The sequence below is a fragment of the Chryseobacterium elymi genome, assembly GCF_003385495.1.
Classification (GTDB): Bacteria; Bacteroidota; Bacteroidia; order Flavobacteriales; family Weeksellaceae; genus Chryseobacterium; species Chryseobacterium elymi.
The window spans coordinates 35,352-54,467 of sequence record NZ_QNUH01000003.1; the positions used below are offsets into that span (position 1 = coordinate 35,352).

At 36.6% G+C, this 19,116-nt stretch carries 19 protein-coding genes, 1 pseudogene and 1 riboswitch; of the genes and pseudogenes, 10 read left to right on the forward strand and 10 right to left on the reverse strand.

Going from position 1 to position 19,116, the window contains the following annotated elements; translation table 11 throughout:
* Positions 1 to 166: 166 nt before the first annotated feature.
* A riboswitch (cobalamin riboswitch) is annotated at positions 167 to 341 on the forward strand.
* A 32-nt stretch (positions 342 to 373) separates the two neighbouring features.
* Both DRF60_RS04035 and DRF60_RS04040 read left to right on the forward strand, forming a co-directional pair.
* Positions 374 to 2,215 (forward strand): TonB-dependent receptor plug domain-containing protein, encoded by a 1,842-nt coding sequence (locus tag DRF60_RS04035; RefSeq protein ID WP_116010847.1) that lies wholly within the window; start codon positions 374 to 376, stop codon positions 2,213 to 2,215.
* A 13-nt stretch (positions 2,216 to 2,228) separates the two neighbouring features.
* A complete protein-coding gene (locus DRF60_RS04040) occupies positions 2,229 to 3,272 on the forward strand; it encodes a hypothetical protein (protein ID WP_116011074.1) in 1,044 nt (347 codons plus the stop codon).
* 158 nt (positions 3,273 to 3,430) lie between these two features.
* On the opposite strand, the gene DRF60_RS04045 is transcribed toward DRF60_RS04040, so the two are convergent.
* The 9 genes and pseudogenes from DRF60_RS04045 to gldB all read right to left on the reverse strand — a co-directional run bounded on the left by DRF60_RS04045 (position 3,431) and on the right by gldB (position 11,288).
* Positions 3,431 to 4,855 carry a CCA tRNA nucleotidyltransferase gene (locus DRF60_RS04045; protein ID WP_116010848.1) on the reverse strand — a complete coding sequence of 475 codons (1,425 nt, stop codon included), beginning with the start codon at positions 4,853 to 4,855 and terminating at the stop codon, positions 3,431 to 3,433.
* Positions 4,856 to 5,158: 303 nt separating this feature from the next.
* Positions 5,159 to 5,707: an L-threonylcarbamoyladenylate synthase gene (locus DRF60_RS04050; RefSeq protein ID WP_116011075.1), complete on the reverse strand. Its 549-nt coding sequence runs from the start codon at positions 5,705 to 5,707 to the stop codon at positions 5,159 to 5,161.
* A 279-nt stretch (positions 5,708 to 5,986) separates the two neighbouring features.
* Positions 5,987 to 6,413 (reverse strand): annotated as a pseudogene (gene tnpA, locus DRF60_RS21935) (IS200/IS605 family transposase).
* A 176-nt stretch (positions 6,414 to 6,589) separates the two neighbouring features.
* Positions 6,590 to 7,096, reverse strand: a complete 507-nt coding sequence (locus tag DRF60_RS04060; protein WP_116010849.1) for a DinB family protein — start codon at positions 7,094 to 7,096, stop codon at positions 6,590 to 6,592.
* A gap of 100 nt (positions 7,097 to 7,196) precedes the next feature.
* Complete coding sequence (locus DRF60_RS04065; protein WP_116010850.1) at positions 7,197 to 7,658, reverse strand: GNAT family N-acetyltransferase; 462 nt, start codon at positions 7,656 to 7,658, stop codon at positions 7,197 to 7,199.
* Positions 7,659 to 8,037: 379 nt separating this feature from the next.
* Complete coding sequence (locus DRF60_RS04070; RefSeq protein WP_238640007.1) at positions 8,038 to 9,177, reverse strand: cystathionine gamma-synthase; 1,140 nt, start codon at positions 9,175 to 9,177, stop codon at positions 8,038 to 8,040.
* Between the two features lie 13 nt (positions 9,178 to 9,190).
* Entirely contained in the window at positions 9,191 to 9,751 is a 561-nt protein-coding gene (locus DRF60_RS04075) for a hypothetical protein (RefSeq protein ID WP_116010851.1), read from the reverse strand.
* Positions 9,752 to 9,782: 31 nt separating this feature from the next.
* Complete coding sequence (gene gldC / locus DRF60_RS04080; protein ID WP_116010852.1) at positions 9,783 to 10,109, reverse strand: gliding motility protein GldC; 327 nt, start codon at positions 10,107 to 10,109, stop codon at positions 9,783 to 9,785.
* A 195-nt stretch (positions 10,110 to 10,304) separates the two neighbouring features.
* Positions 10,305 to 11,288: a gliding motility lipoprotein GldB gene (gene gldB / locus DRF60_RS04085; protein WP_116010853.1), complete on the reverse strand. Its 984-nt coding sequence runs from the start codon at positions 11,286 to 11,288 to the stop codon at positions 10,305 to 10,307.
* A 52-nt stretch (positions 11,289 to 11,340) separates the two neighbouring features.
* Between gldB and DRF60_RS04090 the strand changes: the two genes are divergently transcribed.
* The 6 genes from DRF60_RS04090 to DRF60_RS04115 all read left to right on the forward strand — a co-directional run bounded on the left by DRF60_RS04090 (position 11,341) and on the right by DRF60_RS04115 (position 14,754).
* Positions 11,341 to 11,937 (forward strand): leucine-rich repeat domain-containing protein, encoded by a 597-nt coding sequence (locus DRF60_RS04090; protein WP_238640009.1) that lies wholly within the window; start codon positions 11,341 to 11,343, stop codon positions 11,935 to 11,937.
* Between the two features lie 54 nt (positions 11,938 to 11,991).
* Positions 11,992 to 12,519 (forward strand): GNAT family N-acetyltransferase, encoded by a 528-nt coding sequence (locus tag DRF60_RS04095; RefSeq protein WP_238640010.1) that lies wholly within the window; start codon positions 11,992 to 11,994, stop codon positions 12,517 to 12,519.
* 153 nt (positions 12,520 to 12,672) lie between these two features.
* Entirely contained in the window at positions 12,673 to 13,467 is a 795-nt protein-coding gene (nadE, locus tag DRF60_RS04100; RefSeq protein ID WP_116010855.1) for an NAD(+) synthase, read from the forward strand.
* A gap of 22 nt (positions 13,468 to 13,489) precedes the next feature.
* The gene (locus DRF60_RS04105; protein WP_238640012.1) at positions 13,490 to 14,005 is read left to right on the forward strand and encodes a ribonuclease domain-containing protein; all 516 of its coding nucleotides are present in this window, start codon (positions 13,490 to 13,492) and stop codon (positions 14,003 to 14,005) included.
* A 65-nt stretch (positions 14,006 to 14,070) separates the two neighbouring features.
* Positions 14,071 to 14,379 (forward strand): GIY-YIG nuclease family protein, encoded by a 309-nt coding sequence (locus DRF60_RS04110; protein ID WP_116010856.1) that lies wholly within the window; start codon positions 14,071 to 14,073, stop codon positions 14,377 to 14,379.
* 60 nt (positions 14,380 to 14,439) lie between these two features.
* Positions 14,440 to 14,754, forward strand: a complete 315-nt coding sequence (locus DRF60_RS04115; RefSeq protein ID WP_116011078.1) for a barstar family protein — start codon at positions 14,440 to 14,442, stop codon at positions 14,752 to 14,754.
* Positions 14,755 to 14,836: 82 nt separating this feature from the next.
* Here the strand turns inward: DRF60_RS04115 and DRF60_RS04120 are convergent, their stop codons facing one another.
* Entirely contained in the window at positions 14,837 to 16,153 is a 1,317-nt protein-coding gene (locus tag DRF60_RS04120; protein WP_116010857.1) for a T9SS type A sorting domain-containing protein, read from the reverse strand.
* A 263-nt stretch (positions 16,154 to 16,416) separates the two neighbouring features.
* On the opposite strand from DRF60_RS04120, the gene DRF60_RS04125 reads away from it, so the two are divergent.
* Both DRF60_RS04125 and DRF60_RS04130 read left to right on the forward strand, forming a co-directional pair.
* Positions 16,417 to 17,952 (forward strand): helix-turn-helix domain-containing protein, encoded by a 1,536-nt coding sequence (locus DRF60_RS04125; RefSeq protein ID WP_116010858.1) that lies wholly within the window; start codon positions 16,417 to 16,419, stop codon positions 17,950 to 17,952.
* Complete coding sequence (locus DRF60_RS04130) at positions 17,949 to 19,079, forward strand: tetratricopeptide repeat protein (RefSeq protein WP_116010859.1); 1,131 nt, start codon at positions 17,949 to 17,951, stop codon at positions 19,077 to 19,079. Before DRF60_RS04125 ends, DRF60_RS04130 begins: the two co-directional genes overlap by 4 nt.
* Positions 19,080 to 19,116 lie beyond the last annotated feature (37 nt).

Genomic DNA, 19,116 nt, shown 5'->3' on the forward strand with positions numbered 1-19,116 from the left:
AATTGTTAATTTAAGTATTATTTTCAATTTTGTAGTGTCATGCTCATTACTGATTATTTATACGTTTAAAAGTTTCCTTGCGAAGCAAAATTCACTATTCACCATTGACATTTTGCCTGTTCACATTTTTACTTTTTTGTCTTTTTGCGCAATAAATTTAAAAAGTTATCTTTGCAAAAATTTTGGTTTCCAGCATTTTGGAAATAATAGGGAATTGGGCGTAACTCCCAAACTGTCCCCGCAACTGTAAATCGCAATAAGATTTCTGTAAAAAACCACTGTTCATACGGGAAGGTGCAGAAAGCGAAAGTCAGGAGACCTGCCAAAATTATAACTAAAAACGTCATTACTTTCGGAGGAAAAGTAAAATAGTATGGATATAAAAAGGTCTTTATTACTGCTTTGTTCGTCTTACAGCAGCTTTCTCTTCGGACAGGAGAAAGCGCTTGACACCATTTATATTTTCGACAGCCAGATGAGCAAGGTAAAGCTTTTCCATCCTGTACGTACGATCACTCCAAAAGATCTCGAAAAAAACTCAGCCAATCTTTCTGAACTTTTACGCTTTCAGTCTTCTATTTATGTGAAAGAAAATGGACGCGGGGCTGTTTCTTCTCCTTCATTCAGGGGAACAACGGCTCAGCAGACCGCTTTTGTATGGAACGGAATCAATATTAATTCCAGCTTTTTGGGACAGGGAGATGTGAATAATATTCCCCTTTTCGGATATGATCAGATTGATGTAAAAGCTGGCGGAGGAAGTGTTGTGTATGGCAGCGGAGCTATTGGAGGAAGTATTCATTTAAATAATATTTTGGATTTCAACAGGGGCTTCAAAGGTTCTGTTTATTCGGAGGCGGGCTCTTTTGATACTTATAATAGTTTTCTGCAGGCCTCTTTCAGCAATGATAAATTAAGCGTTAAGGTTTCCGGGAGCTATTTAACGAGTCAGAATGATTATAACGTCCCTGAATTTGTCGTAGGAAGTACTGGATTTCACAATATTAACGGGAAATACTATAATACTTCGATCAACATCGGAGCTTCTTATAAAATTGCTGACCACCAGACGATTTCATGGCAGAATCAGATGTTTGATGCATCACAGCATTATCCTGTTTTTGAACAGAATGGTACTAAAACAAAATATAATGCCCAGACTTTAAGAAGTTTAATCGCATGGGACATCAATAAAAGTAATCTTTCAAACAGCTTAAAAGCGGCTTATACAGAAGATAATTTCCAGTATTTTTCAGATCTTAATCAGCCTAAAGCAAGCGGTGCAGAGGGAAAGAATTATATTTTTAAAAATGATTTCAACTATTTCATCACTCCAAAGATCAACATTAATGCTATCGGGGAATTCCAGGTGAATAAGGGTGAAGGCTATCAATCCGGAATTGGGGTCATCAGCAGAAATATAGGTTCACTATCCGGTTTAATCAGGTATTTTGCTACGAAGGAGCTTCGTTTTGAAGCCGGGATCAAGAAGGATTTTGTGGAGAATATTTCTTCACCGCTTCTGTATTCTTTTTCGGGAAAATGGGATCCTTTACAATGGTATCGTATGGGAGTCAATTTTTCAAGAAATTTCAGGTATCCCTCTTTTAATGATCTTTACTGGCAGCCGGGAGGAAATCTGGATTTACTTCCTGAGACATCCACGAATATTGACATGAACCATGAGTTCAGTCTGGGAGATTTTAAAATTACATTAAGTCCTTATTATATGGACATCAAAAATCTCATCAACTGGCTACCTACCCCATATGGATACTGGGCTCCTGTGAATACGTACAGGGTTGAATCCTACGGATTGGAATCACAGGTTAAGTGGAACAAAAAATTTGGAAATCATACCCTGAAGCTGGATGCGGGATACACTTATTCAAAATCTGTCAACAAGAATACTGAAATGCAGATGATGTATGTTCCGATCCATAAAGCTGTCGGAAATATTGAGTATGGCTATTCATTCCTTAAGCTATATGCACAGGGACTTTTCAATGGTCTTACCTATACGACTACGAACGAGCAAAGGTCTACAGCTATTGATCCTTATTTTATTTTAAATACAGGAATTTCTGCCGCACTTTTCAAGAAATACACTTTGGGATTTAAAGTGAACAATGTTACCAATACGGTTTATCAGACGGTATCTTTGTATCCGATGCCTAAGAGAAATTACAGTATGTATGCAACTATTAATTTTTAAACTTAAAAATATTATGAAACTGAACAAAATTCTACCTCTTCTTTTTGCTTTTACACTTCTTTTGGGCATCGTGTCCTGTAACAGTGATAATAATGATGAGCAGGAAATATTCTATGGCAACGGTTTTTTAATTGCTAATGAAGGTACTTTCGGAAAACCTGAAGGTGATGTAACGTTTGTAAGTTCAGACCTTAATCTTAAACAGGATAATGTTTTTGCCCTTAATAACGGAGGAGCAAAGTTAGGTGATGTGTTACAGATGGTTGCCTTTAATGGTGAAAATGCTTATCTGTTATTGAATAATTCCAATAAGATCCAGATCGCAAACCGCTATAATTTTAAAGCCAATGGTGAAATTACCGCTGAGCTTAATTCTCCACGATATATGGCTTTTGCCAACAATAATATTTATGTAACGAATGATAAATATTTAGGTGCCAAGTATGTAAGCATCTATAAAGCTTCCGACCGTTCTTTCATTAAAAAAATCACTTTCACAGATGCTGCTGAAAGAATTGTAGAAGCAGGAAACAATATCTTTGTACAGAATGCTTCATTTGGCTTTGGAAATAAGATCTCATATATCAATACTTCTACTAACGATGTTCAGTCTACGATCACGTTGCCAGCAGGAAATATCAACAAGATCATTTCAAGCAACCAAAATGTGTATGCTATTGCTGCAGGAACTGCTGATTCTTATATCTACGAAATCTCAAGCACAGGAAGCATTGTAAAAACAACTACTTTGACAGGTATTGCCAATGCTACGAATCTTGAAATTGCCAATGGTAAGTTTTATTTCACTTCAGGGAAAAACGTGTACAAAATGGATATGAGTGCTGCAACAGCACCTACATCACCGCTATTTACTGTTGCAAACAGTGTTGATGCGTATTCTGCTTTATATGGATTCAGCGTGATCAATGACAAAATTTTCACTTCGGATTCCAATGGATTTACCCAGGCCAGCAAAATTGTAGTTTACAATACTTCAGGGGCTATTATCAGATCATTCACTACAGGTATAGGCTCAAATTCAGTCTATGCAAACTAAGACATTAATACTTCGGTATTATCTATAAATTTTTATTTTTTTTCATCATTTGTGTTTTTTTTCAGGCCGCTTCTCCGAAGCGGCCTGATTTTGTTGTTCACTGATTATAAAAAGCTTCGGCGGGACAAAGTCCCGCCGAAGCTTTTTATATCTTAAGTTTAATCATTATAATTCAGCCCCAGCTTCTCAGCCTCTGCAATAACAAACTTTTCAGCTTCTACCTTATCATTGGGGATCTCACCTTCCAGGATGGCTTCTTTTACTTTTTCTTTAAGGATTCCAATCTCTTTTCCGGGTTTCAGATCAAACATCTTCATAATTTCTTCTCCTGTAATCGGTGGCTGGAAATTACGCACCTGATCTTTTTCTTCCACTTCTTTGATTTTCACTGCCACATATTCGAAGTTCTTTTTGAACCTGTCTTGTTTTTTGGAGTTTTTGGTTGTAATATCTGCTTTACATAGGGTAAACAAATCTTCCAGATCTTCACCGGCATCAAATAAAAGTCTTCTCAATGCAGAATCCGAAGCATCATCGGTAATAAGAGCAATAGGACGTGATGAAAGCTTCACCATTTTCTGGACATATTTCATATCGCTTCCCAACGGCTGTTTCAGCCTATGGAAAAGGGTCTTTACCATTTTTGAGCCTAAAAATTCATGACCGTGAAAAGTCCATCCTGTTCCTTCTACGAATTTTTTGGTGGGTGCTTTACCTACATCATGCAGCAAAGCAGACCAGCGTAACCAAAGATTATCTGTATTCTCTGAAATATTGTCTACGACCTCCAGTGTGTGGTAGAAATTGTCTTTATGGGTCTGCCCTTCTACCTCTTCTACTCCTTTCAGCTCAATCAATTCGGGAATGATCAGCTTTAAAAGGCCTGTTTCTTCCATTAATCCTAATCCTACAGAAGGTTTTTTGGACATCATAATTTTATTGAATTCAACCATGATCCTTTCCATAGAAACGATCTTGATTCTTTCTGCCTCCTGTTTTATAGCATTCAGAGATTTTTCTTCAATGACAAAATTTAATGTAGAAGCAAAACGAACGGCTCTCATCATCCTCAACGGATCATCAGAATAGGTTTGCGCAGGTTCCAAAGGAGTTCTTAAAATTCCTTTTTCCAGGTCCTCAACACCGTTGAAAGGGTCTATCAGTTCTCCGAAGTTAGCTTTATTTAAGGAAATTGCCATGGCATTGATGGTAAAGTCTCTTCTTTTCTGGTCATCTTCCAGTGTTCCGCCTTCTACTTCAGGTTTGCGGCTGTTTTCGGTGTAACTTTCTTTTCTGGCTCCTACAAATTCCAGCTCAAGATCTTTGTACTTGATCATAGCCGTTCCGTACGTTTTGAAGACAGAGACTTTTAATTTAGGATCAATATCATTCGCAACAGTTTGTGCAAGCTCAATACCGCTTTGCTCTGTCACAAAATCAATATCTGTAGATGCTGTCCTCTTCATCAGAAGATCGCGGACATAGCCGCCGACAATGTATACCGACTGATTATTTTTTTTCGCAGCATCAGCAATGATCTTAAATAGTTTTAAATTTTTATTTTGGGTAAGATTAATTTTCATCGTTAATAAATAGATCTTCTTTTTCTAGCAATATATTTTTCCATTAATCATAATGGGCATACATTTTATTAATTTTCCTTCATCATCAAAAGACTGACTTCCATAGCATGTTTGCCAATAATAGACGGTAAAACAATGCCACCGAATTTAAGCCCTCCCTTGATCTTATCAGTCCAAATGCAGATCAGAAAACTTCTCCAGTACTTTTTCTGATATTAAAGAATGCAAAGATAGAAATTAAAAAAAAGAAATCCTGCCGATATATATTGACAAGATTTAAATTGAAAGAATTATTACAGGATTTTATTCACGAAGAACCTTAATCCTGTTGTCACTCCAAATTTTTATTACTGAAGAACCAGAATATTTTGAAATCTTTTCTCTGTCTTCTTCTACCGCATAATCTACCAGTTTAATGATTTCCGGCGAAATATCCGAAAACTTCAAGGGACTTTTATCGCCACTGAAATTGGCAGAAGTGGAAACCAGAGGTTTATTCAGTTTAGTGATCAGCTTTCTGCAGAAATCCGTTTTCACCAACCTGATTCCGATACTTCCGTCTTCAGCCAGCAGTTCCTTGGGAAGTCCGCGGGGATTTTCATAAACAATGGTGACCGGTTTTTCACTTAGGTCAATAATTTCCCAAGCCATTTCCGGAACATCCACAAGATCCTGAAGTCTCTTTTCAGACTCCACCAGAATGATCATGGATTTGTTTTTTTCCCTTTTTTTGATGTCAAATATTTTATTGACAGCTTCTATATTGGTGGCATCACAACCAATTCCCCAGATGGTATCTGTAGGATAAAGAATCGTTCCGCCGGATTTTAGTATTTCGATAATGTTTTCCATAATGTAATAAGGCATAAAAACCTGTATAAAGGTAAAAAAACGGGAAGGCTCAGCCAAAAAATATGGGATAAATGTTTTTGTTTAGATGAATTTAAATTGGGCTAAAGCCTGAATAATAGGTCTTCTTTTGTTGAATGGGCTAAAGCCCATTTCTATTGAATATATTGGTCTCTTAAAAGGATGTACAAGCTTTTGACAGAAAATGTATATAAAAATTCAATAGGAACGGCTTTAGCCCGTTTAAAATAAGATTCCATAACATTTGGCTTTAGCCAAAACCTATAAGAAATTATTCCTTTCAAGAAATTCCTGATATTCTTCTATGAAACTTTTTCTCTGATGATGTTTCTCCTGATTCTTAATATATTCTCTCACAGCCCCAATCTTTGATTCCGAAACAGAAACGGCAAAATATTCATCCTGCCATGAAAATTTTTCCCGAGTAAGTTGATTTTTATTAATCCAAAAAGAAGATTCTCCCTTTAGCAATTGTACTATTTTTTCCATATTCTGACCCCGATCCCAGTGAAATCAAACAATGGCAATGATCTGAATAACCGTTAACCATATCTAAATAAATTCCTTTTTGAGAAGCATTTTCTTTGATATGTTTCCAGACTTTAACCCTTAAATCAAATGTATCCAGATGTGGAACTCTGTTTTTTGTGGAAAAAACAAGATGAATATAAATTTTAATAAATGACATTTGTGTTGTTTTAACCAAAAATAATATTTTTTAATCTATGTTTTGGCTAAAGCCATATTCCCAAAAAAACGGGCTAAAGCCCGTTTCTATTGAAATTAAACATCATTCACGAATTATCTCATGGATCATGGATCTTATCTCTTTGTTCCTGATTGTTGATTCTATAAACCTAAAACCTATTTCAATTCAGGAAGGTATCTTTCCTCAATAATACTCAAATGGTGATAATTGTGCCCTACGATCAGTTTCCCAATGGTTTCTACAGCAATCTGATTTCCATTAGCTGTCCCTATATTAGCTAAAACAGATGGCTCAAGAGTTTCCAATAGAATTTGAGAAGACTTTCTGACAAGCTTATATTCATCCAGTAAAGATTCTAAGGATCTTTTATCTGCAAAAGAATTGGATGCATATTCTTCCTCATCAAAGCCTGGTAACTCAGCTTTTTCTCCTCTGGCGAAAGCCAGAATTCTGTATTGAAATATTCTTTCGGTATCTGATAAATGAAGTAAGAGTTCTTTCAGTGTCCATTTTCCTTCTGCATAAGCAAAAAAAGACTGTTCTTCTGTAAGATGAGAATACAGTTCTATGGTTTTTTCTCCAACTTTTTTTAATTCTTCAATCCAGTTCCCAGAAGGGATCTGGTCTAAATATCTTTGTACATATTTTTGAAAATCAGACATATTTTTTTCGAGTTATAAGTTATTAATGATAAGTGATAATTATAATTGATGAATGATGCGTAAAGTGAAATTCACAAATTGACTATTGAGCATTCACAATTTACTTCTGTTCTATTTCCCTGTTTGTCCATTCATAGAAATTCACAGAGTCATACAGCTCGAAGCCGCAGGCTGGGTATAGCTGGTTGCCAACATCGTTGCTTTTTCCTGTTTCCAGCAGAACTCCACAAGCATTTGATGATCTGCAAAGCTCTTTGGCTTCTTCAATCAATTCTTTGGAATAACCTTTTCCTCTGTAATTATCATTGACATAGAGGTCATTCAACAGCCAGTAGCGCTGCATTCTTGTAGATGAAAATATGGGATACAGCTGAACAAATCCTGTCAGTTTGCCATCTTCTTCCACCACAAAAATTTCAGAATCTTTGCTCTTTATTCTTTCTCTGAGAAAATTTTCAGCCGCTGGAATATCAGATTCTTTATGATAAAAAACTCTGTACTCGTCAAATAATTCTGCCAATTGATTTACATCTTCAAAAGTAGCTTTTCTGGTATTTTTCATATTGATTATAAATGATGATCGTAGCTCAATACCCTTTTCATCTTCCACTGCTTATCCTCCTGAATCCACAAAATAGTAAATTTCGCCCTACTTCCCTGATTCCATTTCCCATTGGAAAATTCAAAAAAATCATGTTCGCCTACTTCTATGAAAGCGTACAGAACATTTTTGTGGTATAAAGGATATACTCGTTACTGACTATGGATTTTATAATGAGAAAAATCGCATTTATTAAAATCTATATCAAATATCAGACTGTCTGGTTTTTTAGCTGTTCTATACAATTCGTCGGCAATTTTCACCTGTGAATACACCATCTGACTGACAAAAGTTAAGATCAAAAAAGCTGATCTTTCTCATTATATTTTATTTTAAGGTGTTAAGAAAAAGCTTTCTCAAGATCTGCAATAAGATCTTCTGCATCTTCGATACCAACACTCAAACGAACTAAATCATCCGTAATTCCAAGCTCTTCACGTTTATCTGCAGGAATGGAGGCGTGTGTCATCAATGCAGGATGATTTGCCAAAGATTCTACTCCTCCTAAAGATTCAGCCAAAGTGAAAATTCTTACTTTTTCAAGGAATTTCACAGCATCTTCTTTTTTACCTGATTTGAAAGTGAAGGAAACCATTCCTCCTGATTCTTTCATCTGGGATTTGGCAAGTTCATATTGAGGGTGAGATTCCAGCCCCGGATAAATTACTTTATCCACTGCAGGATGGGTTTCAAGGTATTTCGCTACAGCAAGTCCGTTGTCTGAATGGCGCTGCATTCTTAATGCTAAAGTTTTGATTCCTCTTAAAACAAGATAAGAATCGTGAGGACCTAAAATGCCTCCACTCGCAAACTGAATAAAGTGAAGTTTTTCACCCAGCTCAGCATCTTTTGCGATCAATGCTCCGGCAATTACATCTGAATGTCCTCCCAAATATTTTGTAGCCGAATGCATCACGATATCTGCTCCCAGATCAATGGGCCTCTGGATGTATGGTGTTGCAAAAGTATTATCTACAGCAACCAGAATATCTTTCCCTTTTGCTATTTCAACTACCGCTTTAATGTCTACCAGCTTCATCAAAGGATTCGTAGGCGTTTCTACCCAGATCAGTTTTGTTTTGTCTGTAATAACATCAGCAATTTTGGAAACATCATCAAAATTCACGAAAGTAAATTTAAGCTGGTATTTTTCAAAAAGTCTTGTAAACATTCTGTAAGTACCTCCATAAAGATCATCTACTGCTACTACCTCATCACCGGGATTCAATAATTTCAAAACACAGTCGATGGCAGCCAATCCGGAACCGAAAGCAAGGCCTCTTGCCCCGTTCTCAATGCTTGCCAGAGAGTCTTCCAAAGCCTGTCTCGTAGGGTTGGCAGCTCTTGAATATTCATATCCGGAATGTACTCCCGGGCTTTTCTGTGCAAATGTAGAGGTTAAAAATACAGGAACATTGACAGAACCTGTTGCAGACTCATGATGCTGCCCTCCGTGAATTACTTTTGTATTAAAATTCATAATATTTTTATTTTTATAAGCCTCCCATGAAAAAATCAAGGCTCTTTGAAACGTTATCAGATTTTCTTTTCACTTCCAGCTTTCCGTTAAAAGCATACGCCAGAACGTCTATTTCTTCCGGAACTTTATCGGGAACTGTGGTTGTGAAAGAAACCAGGTATGCACTGTTTTCGTATTTATCTTTACCTGTTTCTTTAAGTTCCTCAAATTTTCCGTTGATTTTGAGAATTATTTTTTTCAGGGAATCATCTATATAAGCAATATCCGAGCCATTTCCTTTAATGAAATCGTCCATACTGGGAACAAGCTCTATGATGGATTCGCCTTCCATATCATGTGGGTGAAGGCTTCCCTTTAACATGTCGGCCGGAATATCCTTTTCCTTGAATAAGGCGATATCCATTTCTGCATTTTCAGAAACCTTCTCCTTCCCGGAAATATCTTTATTTTCAGATGCAGGAAGCTTTTCAACCGTTACAACAGAATCTATTGTTTTGGTTTCTTTGACTTCGGCTTTTTTATCGCACGCAGCCAACAATACCGCTGTACTGATGAGTAAAAGTGCTTTTTTCATATAATTTTGTGATTGGTGCAGAGTTTTGGTATTACATTCTGATAGCAGATTTTACAGCAAATTCATCGGCAATCTGCTCAAGCCATTGTGCAACATCTTCTTCTCCGGTTGCTCTCTGGTAGGTACTCCCTAAAGATACCAAAATCTGATGAATGAACATCTTCATCTGATCTACCGGCATTTCTTTTGTCCAAAGATCGATTCTTAAAGCTTCCATTGTTTTATCATCCCAAACAGAGATCATCGTCGCTTTCGTTTCCTCTTTTTCCACACCGCCGTCCTGAGCATTCCATGTTATATTTTCAGGAATGTGGTTCTCATCCAACTCTACATCTATTGTAATCTGAGTTTTTCTCATATCAATCTAAAATTTTTCCGCAAAGTTAATACTTCTTCAGCTTATCTAAAATTTCTACGAACTTATCTTCATCAGGAAATGCTGATTAATGTAAAAAAAATTTCGCTTTATTAAGATGCAAAAACCCTGAGTTTTCAAATCAAAAAAATAACCTCCAAATTACTTTGAAGGTTTATATTATTTTGACTATTACTATTACGGGGTTTTAGGTTTGTATACCGCTTCATTAAAGATGTTGGTAGCATCAAGCTTTAAAAAATTAACGAGTTTAGTTTCGGGTTTTTGTCTGAAATAGGCTTTACAGATCTGCCAGCCGGTAAAAATTCCAATCTGGGGCGAGGATTCATTATCGATTTCCGTATAAAACTTTGAAAATGGCCCCGGAGAAATGAAACGCTCTACCAATCTTGGATCATCGCCGAAGATCAGGTTACTTTCTACAAAATAATTCCAGATATTGGCTTCATTGGCTACGGCCCAGTCGTATTGTTTCTTGGTATAGTTCATTTTCAGGTAATCCGGTGTATCCGGAAGGAAAGCATCCTGCAAAATCATAATTTTTCCGTTCAAAATAACTTTATCTATGAATTTCTGATGATCCGGAGATTCTGTCACGATACTTTCGGCGAAAATCTGTGAAACTTTGGGAATAATATTCTGCGGGTTCATTGATTTCTGAAAATACAGTTCGAGACCTTTGTAATTAGCATTGCCATCACCCATAAATCCGGTAATATCTATAAAAAGAAGATTTCCTTTTGAATCATAAAAAATAGGATCCTGAACCATCTGAAGTGCCGATGAAAAAAGGTAAACCTTGGGACTTTTAAACTGTGGAAAATAGTATTTGATATGAGAGAACAGATGCTGAAGTTCCTTCTGAAGTTTCGCCTGGTCTATTTTAGCAGCCGCTTCTTTATAAATCTTGATTTCTTCTGCGTCTGATCTTCTTTTTCCAAAATCCGCATCGGAAACCGTTCCCTGGAACCAAGGAAACTTAGTCTTAAATTGGTCCAGAGGAATGTCCTGATTATAAAATTCTTTGGAAATATCCGTCATCTCAACTTTTTCAGCAGACTCTTTTACTTCTACTTTCCATTGGTTTTCGGGTTCTTTCTTACACGAGTCCAAAGCGAGAACTAAAATAGAGGAAAGGGCAATAATTCTAAAAATCTTCATTATTTTTACATGAAATTTAAGTATACAAAAATAAGGATTAAAAACACAATCGATGATGAAAATTAAAATATTTGCAACCTTCGGCCTTATTATTTCAGGATTTTCTCTGTTCTGTTCCCAAAAACTTAATTTTAAGGATCCGAACTTTGAAAAAGCTGTCCTTGAAAATTTTGATCTCAATAAAAACGGCTCACTGGAGAAACTGGAAGCTGATATGATCACCAATTTGTTTCTGGTTCAGAAAGGTATTACGTCAGCTGATGATATGCTCCTTTTCAGCAATGCCAAGATGATCGTGCTTGATGATAATACCATTCCGAATGTTTCGATTATGGGACTACCACAGCTCGAGCTGTTTTCCTGTACAGAATGCAAAATATCTTCTTTCAAGGCAGAAGGTCTTAAAAGCTTGGCTTCCTTGTATCTTGACAACAACCTTCTGGAGAATATTTCGTTAAAGGAAACCCCAAGAATTGATCAATTAACATTATCTTTAAATCAACTAAAAGCAGTTGATATCACTGCGCTCAAAAATTTAAGAAAATTAAATGTCGAGCACAATAAGATCCAGAAACTTGACATTTCAAAAAATCCAGCCCCTTCAGACACTGAATATAGGCGGAAATCCAATGAAGGAATCAGACATTAAGAAAGGAATGAAAACTGATATAACTATTTTCGGAGCTGAACAATAATTATGATCATGAAACTAGAAACAGAAAGACTTATTTTAAGAAAATTTGAAGAAACGGATGTTGAACGGATGTTTCTGCTGGATTCTAACCCAGAAGTGATGAAATATATCGGCGTTCCGGTACTCACAGAACAAAGTGAATCATTAGCTGTAATCAGAATGATTCAGAAGCAATATCAAGAAAACGGCATAGGAAGGCTTGCTGTCATTGAAAAAGAAACCGGGCTGCTGATTGGCTGGAGCGGACTGAAATTACTGACCGAAGAGATCAATGGTTATAAAAACATACTCGATCTTGGCTACCGTTATTTACCTGAATTTTGGGGAAAAGGTTATGCACTGGAAGCTGCAAAAGCATCCCTGGAGCTTGGTTTTAATGACATGAAAGCTGATGTGATCTACGCACATGCCCATTCCGGAAATGAAGGATCCAATCATATTTTAAAGAAATTAGGCTTTGAAAAAACCGGTGAATTCACAGAACCTGACGGAATCTGTAACTGGTATGAGCTAAGACGTGAAAAATATTTACCATAGTATGGTTACAAAAAAACCATTAATTTTGGATTTCTTTTCCGTTTGAAATTCGAGAAGTGAATGCAATGGCTGTGGAAATGATAAAAAACGGATTAAAAAATGTAAAAGGCGTAGAAACGCCTAAAAAATTTGTAATAGACTAAAAAATAAATAATGCAGACTCAAAAAGTAATAGATCATATTGTAGCATGGTTAAAGGATTATGCTGTAAAAGCTAATGTAAAAGGATATGTAATAGGTGTTTCCGGGGGTGTAGATTCTGGAGTAGTTTCCACGCTTTGTGCAATGACCGGACTTGAAGTATTGCTTCTCGAAATGCCGATACGTCAGAAACAGGACCAGGTAAACCGAGCTCAGGATCATATTGAAGATCTTAAAAAAAGATTTCCAAACGTTCAGGGTAAAACCATCAATCTAACTCCTGTTTTTGAAACTTTTGAAGATGTCGTTGAAGATCATATTGAAGGAAGATGGAGTAACAATCTTGCTCTTGCCAATACCAGATCCCGTTTCAGAATGTTGACATTGTATTACTTTGGGCAGCTTCACGGGCTTTTGGTCTGCGGAACCGGAAACAAAGTGGAGGATTTCGGAATCGGATTTTATACCAAATACGGGGACGGTGGTGTAGATGTTTCTCCAATTGCTGATCTATATAAAACTGAGATTTATAAGTTGGCAAAAGGATTAAACCTTATCGAAAGTATTCAAAATGCAATTCCGACAGACGGACTTTGGGACGCAGACAGAACCGACGAAGATCAAATCGGAGCAACATATCCGGAACTGGAGGAGATTCAAAAAGAATACGGAACTAAAACTGCAGAGGATTATGAGGGTCGCGATAAAGAAGTCTTTTTAATTTTTGACAGAATGCATAAAGCAGCTCAGCATAAAATAAATCCTATTCCGGTTTGTGATATTCCTGAGGAATGGAGAAACGATTAGTTTTGAATGATAAGATGTATATATGAACGGTAAAATAAGGTCAGTATTTTTTATTTGTCTGGGACTTCTTTTCGGAATGTCCGTGATGTATATCTACAATAATTTTATTGCAGACAAAAAAGGAAATACAGAGACTGTAAAAACAGAGGCTACAAGCTATGGAAGTGAATCTCCACATTCCCAAAGTAATAATGCAAACCATTCCTCGCAGCCTATTGACCAGCTCACAGAGGAGAAAACGGTCATTAATTATGTAAAGCAGAATCACAGACTTCCTGATTATTATATCACTAAAAACGAGGCAAGAAAACAGGGTTGGAATGCTTCAAAAGGTAACCTCTGCGATGTATTACCAGGCAAGGCTATAGGCGGAGATAAGTTCGGGAACCGGGAAAAAAAGCTTCCTCAGGGTGAAAAATATTATGAAGCTGATGTGAATTACAGCTGTGGAAACCGAAATGCAGACCGGATCATCTTTACGGAAAATGGTGATGTTTATCTGACTAAAAACCATTATAAAAGTTTTGAGAAGCAGTAGCTAAACATGTCATTGCGAGGAGCAAAGCGAGAAAGCAATCTTTACATCAATAAGATTACATTCCTATGAAACCTGGATTTGTTTATATTATGACCAATAAGAATCATACAACTCTTTACACAGGAGTTACTTCAAACCTGTCCAAACGCATACAACAACATAAAGAAGTATATTACGAACAAAGTTTCACATCAAGATATAAATTATATATACTTGTCTATTGGGAATCTTTTCAGGAAATAGGAGATGCTATTTTTCGGGAAAAGCAAATCAAGGCAGGCTCAAGACAGAAAAAATTAGATTTGATAAATTCAATAAACCCTGAATGGAGAGATTTAACCGACGATATTGAAAATATCATGGATGTTTTTTAAGATTGCTTCGTCGCTACGCTCCTCGCAATGACCAATATTAAATTAATAAAGAAAAAGAATATGAAGACAATATATATCGATTTTACAGACATAGGCGACTATGACGATTTTTACACCCAATTAAAGGAAAAAATTAGTCTTCCTGAAGGTTTTGGAGATAATCTGGATGCCCTTTCCGATATCATTACCGGAGGATTGGAGCTGCCTCTTCACATTGAGTTTGTGAATATGACGGTAGACCAGCTTGAGATCTTTGAAGATCTTCTGACAACTCTTGAAGATGCAGAAGATGAAACAGAAGATTTCAGCTTCACTTATTATCTGGAACAGTATGAGGACGAAGAAGATGAAGATAATTCTGAAGAAGAAAAATAATTTCAATTCAACAGAAACAAAACTCGCAGAAAATTCTGCGAGTTTTTTGGTCAAGTCTTTTTAAATGTTTCTAATTTTACTTTTACTGCCTGATGAATTTAAAGCTTTGCGAAGTTTCCCCCTTCACGAAAATCTGCAGAATATAATTTCCTTTTGATAATGAAGAAACATCTATTCTGTCTTCCAGGGCAATGTATGTTTTTACTTTCTGACCTACCATATTGTATATTTCCACCCTATCAATCCTGTTAATTCCTTTGAAATACAGAACATCTTTTACCGGATTTGGATAAATGGATATGTTAGTATTATTTTTGGTGCTTTCATTAGTAGAAAGCTGTATTTTCGAAAGATCAAGGAAAAATGCAACAATCTGGCCGGATGCATTGGTTCCTATCCCGGCGATCCTTTTCCCATCCCCGGATATTGCCAGAGGAAGTGCCATATTTACACCTTGCGTATTGATCCCTAGGCTCACAGCATAATCATTCAGATTGACACGCCCTCCTGCTGCTGTCCATATAAAGCCTTCTCCAGACATTGGAGGTGCCGCAAAAGCTCTGAAAAATCCGACTACGTTTTTACCATCGGCAGAGATTCCGGTTGCTCCCCCTCTGAAGAAGACTGAGGAATTTGGATGGGTTATGTATGTAAGGCCGCTTACACTATTCCATACATATGGATTGGGCATAGCGGAACCTATAATCGTTGTTCCATCGGCAGAAACATCACCTGCTTCGCCTACATAATTACCATTACTGTCTGTGATAAAACTTTCTACTCCGTTTACCCATTTTGCTCCGCTTCTGGTTCCGTTATCCTGATCCTGCCAGCCGACAATCACAGATCCGTCGGAATTGATGGCATTGGCTCTGGAGCTTCTGTTAGGTACTATACTTCCAAGATCGGTAACTCCGTTTGTAGCATCCCATTTTACGGCATGTGCGCTTCCGGCAGTCACCCAGCCCAGTCCTACAATGGTATTTCCGTCCGAAGTCATTCCCCAAGTAGAACTTACGTGACCATCCCAGCCTGTTGGAACAAGTCCTCCATGATTGGTCCAGGAAGCAGACACTGTATTGTAGGTAGATATTTCATTAAATCCTGTGGCTGCATTGGTTGTGGAAGAACCTATTTTAGTTCCATCAGCAGTGATCAGTGTTCTTCCGGCAGCAGGATATCCGTTAGAGATAGAGCCGATCTGGATAAGACCATTCAGCTCATCCCATTTAAAAATCTGGCCGGCACTTGTATGCATGCTGACAATTCCATCATCAGAGATACCTCCTACCGTATAATTTCCTACTGCCATCACAGTCAACTGGGCATCAGCCGTTACAAACCCAAACAGAAAGCAAGCATATAAAGCTTTCATTAAAATTTTGTAATTTTTTCTCATAATTATCTAAGTTTAATATTTTGAATTGGCTGAAACAATATTAATATTATATTTACCTTTTGAAAAGAATTTGGCTTACATAATTCGTGAAATTCAAAAGGGTAAAAAACATAAATAATTAAAATACAATAACATAACAAAAATCTATTTTGAGGACAGATCATCCAGAAGCTGTAGAAAAAAATCAAAAAAAATCATTGTTTTGCCAAAGTACTTTGGTTCAAAACATCAAATTTCTGTTCATCATTTTGTGTTCAGTTTTTATGAAAGGACAGTCGGGACCCGATTTCAGTATTTTAGCGGACAAGGCTTTTCAGAGATTATACCAGAATCCTGATGAGTGTATCAGCTATTCCCAGAGCCTGCTCATTAGCGACCAGAATCCGGAGCACAGGATAGTACTGCAGAATATCATTTCTCAGGCTTATGCCATGAAAGGAGATTACGTACAGTCCGTTAATATTTACAGCCAGAAGGAAGATTCACAGGAAAAAGAAAAACTGTCTTATTTCCTTCAGGCCGCTGGTGACTATAATCTTGCAGACCAGTACCAGAACCTGGATCTTTACAACCAATCGCAACAGATTATTTCCAGGCTTTTAGCTGACCCTAAATTATTAAAAGGTGACAATCCGAGGATGAATGGCATTACAGCTAAACTCTATCAACTTCAGGCTATTAACTTCGGTATCAACAGAAATTATGAGAATGCCCAGGAAAACCTCAGCAAAAGTGACCATTATCTCAGCTTTAATAATCAGGAAAATCAGATCTTAAAAACAGAGAACAGGATTTTCAGAGCCTCTTTTTTAATGAAAGAAAACAAACTGGAAGAAGCTAAATCCATTCTGGACAATACACTTGCAATGACTGAAAAAAATAAAGATTACCACTTTCTTCAGGCATTTGCTTATGAAAACCTGTCACGATATTATTTTTTAAAAGAAGATTATCTCACTGCTATCGAAATCCTTGAAAAAGGATTTTCAAAAATAGAAGACATTCCTTATAACAACTTAAAAGTAAAGATCTATGAATCTTTGTCCAAAAACTATCTTGTTCTTGGGAATGATGAAAAATACCATCAGTACAACAAACTCTATACAGAACTTCGAACTAAAATAGATTCAAACACCAAAGAAGGCATACGCTATATTGTAAAGCTGGTAGAAACCAATCAGAATAATAATCTTGAATTTCAAAATCAAAAACAGCTGAAAAAGATAAGTGGGATTTCCGCAGGATTTCTGCTCATTATTATCAGTCTTCTGGCCTGTTTTCTGGTTCTGAAAAGCAATCATAAAGACCTTAAAAAACAGTCTGAATTTTTTGAAAAACAGAAAAAGCTGGAACTGGCCTCTCAGAAAGAAGTTCAGGATATTTCAAAACAGATATCTGCCACTAAGGCCACCGAAAAAGATCTGAATAAAATCTCTAAGGAAAAGGAAGATGAAATCCTACAGAAACTGGAAGAATGGGAAAAGCAGGAACGTTATTTAGACAAAAACATGACGCTTTCTGTACTCTCTTCACAAATGGGCGTAAACACAAAATATCTTTCTGAAGTGATCAATAACAGTAAAGGAAAAAACTTCAACAGCTATATTAACGAATTAAGGATCAATTATATCGCCCGTCTGCTGAAAACGAATCCTGTTTATCTTAATTATAAAGTCAGCTATCTGGCAGAGTATTCGGGATTTTCCTCGCACAGCGCCTTTACAACGGTCTTTAAGTCCATAACCGGAATGTCCCCGAACGTTTATATCCAGGAAATCAGTAAAAGCAGAACATTATGAAACATGTATTAAAAATCATTATGGTAATTTTTCTGTGTTTTCATATGGTAGTTTCCGGCCAGAAAATCACTTTTGATTCTCTGATGAGAAAGGCCCGCATTGAGATCTATGATAATCCGGACAATACCATCAGGATTGGAAAAGACCTTCTTGGAAAAGAGCATGATGTCCATAAGCAGATTAGCATTTACCAGCTTTTGTCTACCGCTAATATTGCCAAAAGGGATTTCGACCAGTCTTTACTGTATCTTTTAAAGGCTAAAGAAGCCGCACAGAAAACGAATGATGTAAAGGTCCGCACCAGCGTTCTGATATCGGCTGCCATACAGTATCAACAGATGGAACTTTTCAGCAAAAGCCTTGAGACCCTTAATGAAGCAGACCAATTTCTGACTAAAATTCCGGATAATCTTCCTGAAAAATATATTGAAACGGCAAGAAGCTATGCTATCCGCGGAATGATCTATAAAAGCCAGTCGAATCCTGAAATTGCCCTGGAAAAGTTTCTGATCTCCATTCAAAATTTTGAAAAGATAAAACATACTCAGACCACTTATTCTAATATGAGTGTGGTCTATTACAATATCGCGTATTGTTATCTTAATCTGGCCCAGCATGAAAAAGCTCATCAGGCATTTATCCGGTCTGCAGAATATGCACAAAAAAACAAAGCCAAAAGTCTGGAAGCATTTGCTTTAAAAGGAATGGCAGAAATGTATAAACAGAAGAAAGAGCATGAAACAGCTCTTCAATTATTGATTAAAGCTGAAGATCTCAGTAAAAATACCGGTGATCTTATCCTCAATGAAGGCATATACAAAGAAATGTCTGAAAATTACCTTGCCCTGGGAAAGCCAGATCTTTATCAGAATTACAGTAAAAAATATTTTGAAATGCGTTTTCAGCGGGAACAGAATGAGCTTAGCTCCATTAACCATTCAATTGATGACCATAATCTGAAAACTCTTAAAAAAAGCAGTGAAATGAAGATTTATTATCACTATGTCACGATAGTTATTACAGTTCTAAGTATTCTTATCATTGCCTTGTTGCTTTTTTTAATTTTCAGGGTAAGGAAACAGAATCTAAAATACAGAAAAGAGATTCAGAGACTGATAAGATCATAGATGATCAGCTATGAATGATAATAAAAAAAAGCATCCT

Coding starts and splice junctions, on each gene's coding strand:
- DRF60_RS04035 (WP_116010847.1), top strand. CDS start 374: ATGGATATAAAAAGGTCTTTATTACTGCTTTGTTCGTCTTACAGCAGC.
- DRF60_RS04040 (WP_116011074.1), top strand. CDS start 2,229: ATGAAACTGAACAAAATTCTACCTCTTCTTTTTGCTTTTACACTTCTT.
- DRF60_RS04045 (WP_116010848.1), bottom strand. CDS start 4,855: ATGAAAATTAATCTTACCCAAAATAAAAATTTAAAACTATTTAAGATC.
- DRF60_RS04050 (WP_116011075.1), bottom strand. CDS start 5,707: ATGGAAAACATTATCGAAATACTAAAATCCGGCGGAACGATTCTTTAT.
- DRF60_RS04060 (WP_116010849.1), bottom strand. CDS start 7,096: ATGTCTGATTTTCAAAAATATGTACAAAGATATTTAGACCAGATCCCT.
- DRF60_RS04065 (WP_116010850.1), bottom strand. CDS start 7,658: ATGAAAAATACCAGAAAAGCTACTTTTGAAGATGTAAATCAATTGGCA.
- DRF60_RS04070 (WP_238640007.1), bottom strand. CDS start 9,177: ATGAATTTTAATACAAAAGTAATTCACGGAGGGCAGCATCATGAGTCT.
- DRF60_RS04075 (WP_116010851.1), bottom strand. CDS start 9,751: ATGAAAAAAGCACTTTTACTCATCAGTACAGCGGTATTGTTGGCTGCG.
- gldC (WP_116010852.1), bottom strand. CDS start 10,109: ATGAGAAAAACTCAGATTACAATAGATGTAGAGTTGGATGAGAACCAC.
- gldB (WP_116010853.1), bottom strand. CDS start 11,288: ATGAAGATTTTTAGAATTATTGCCCTTTCCTCTATTTTAGTTCTCGCT.
- DRF60_RS04090 (WP_238640009.1), top strand. CDS start 11,341: ATGATGAAAATTAAAATATTTGCAACCTTCGGCCTTATTATTTCAGGA.
- DRF60_RS04095 (WP_238640010.1), top strand. CDS start 11,992: ATGAAACTAGAAACAGAAAGACTTATTTTAAGAAAATTTGAAGAAACG.
- nadE (WP_116010855.1), top strand. CDS start 12,673: ATGCAGACTCAAAAAGTAATAGATCATATTGTAGCATGGTTAAAGGAT.
- DRF60_RS04105 (WP_238640012.1), top strand. CDS start 13,490: ATGAACGGTAAAATAAGGTCAGTATTTTTTATTTGTCTGGGACTTCTT.
- DRF60_RS04110 (WP_116010856.1), top strand. CDS start 14,071: ATGAAACCTGGATTTGTTTATATTATGACCAATAAGAATCATACAACT.
- DRF60_RS04115 (WP_116011078.1), top strand. CDS start 14,440: ATGAAGACAATATATATCGATTTTACAGACATAGGCGACTATGACGAT.
- DRF60_RS04120 (WP_116010857.1), bottom strand. CDS start 16,153: ATGAGAAAAAATTACAAAATTTTAATGAAAGCTTTATATGCTTGCTTT.
- DRF60_RS04125 (WP_116010858.1), top strand. CDS start 16,417: ATGAAAGGACAGTCGGGACCCGATTTCAGTATTTTAGCGGACAAGGCT.
- DRF60_RS04130 (WP_116010859.1), top strand. CDS start 17,949: ATGAAACATGTATTAAAAATCATTATGGTAATTTTTCTGTGTTTTCAT.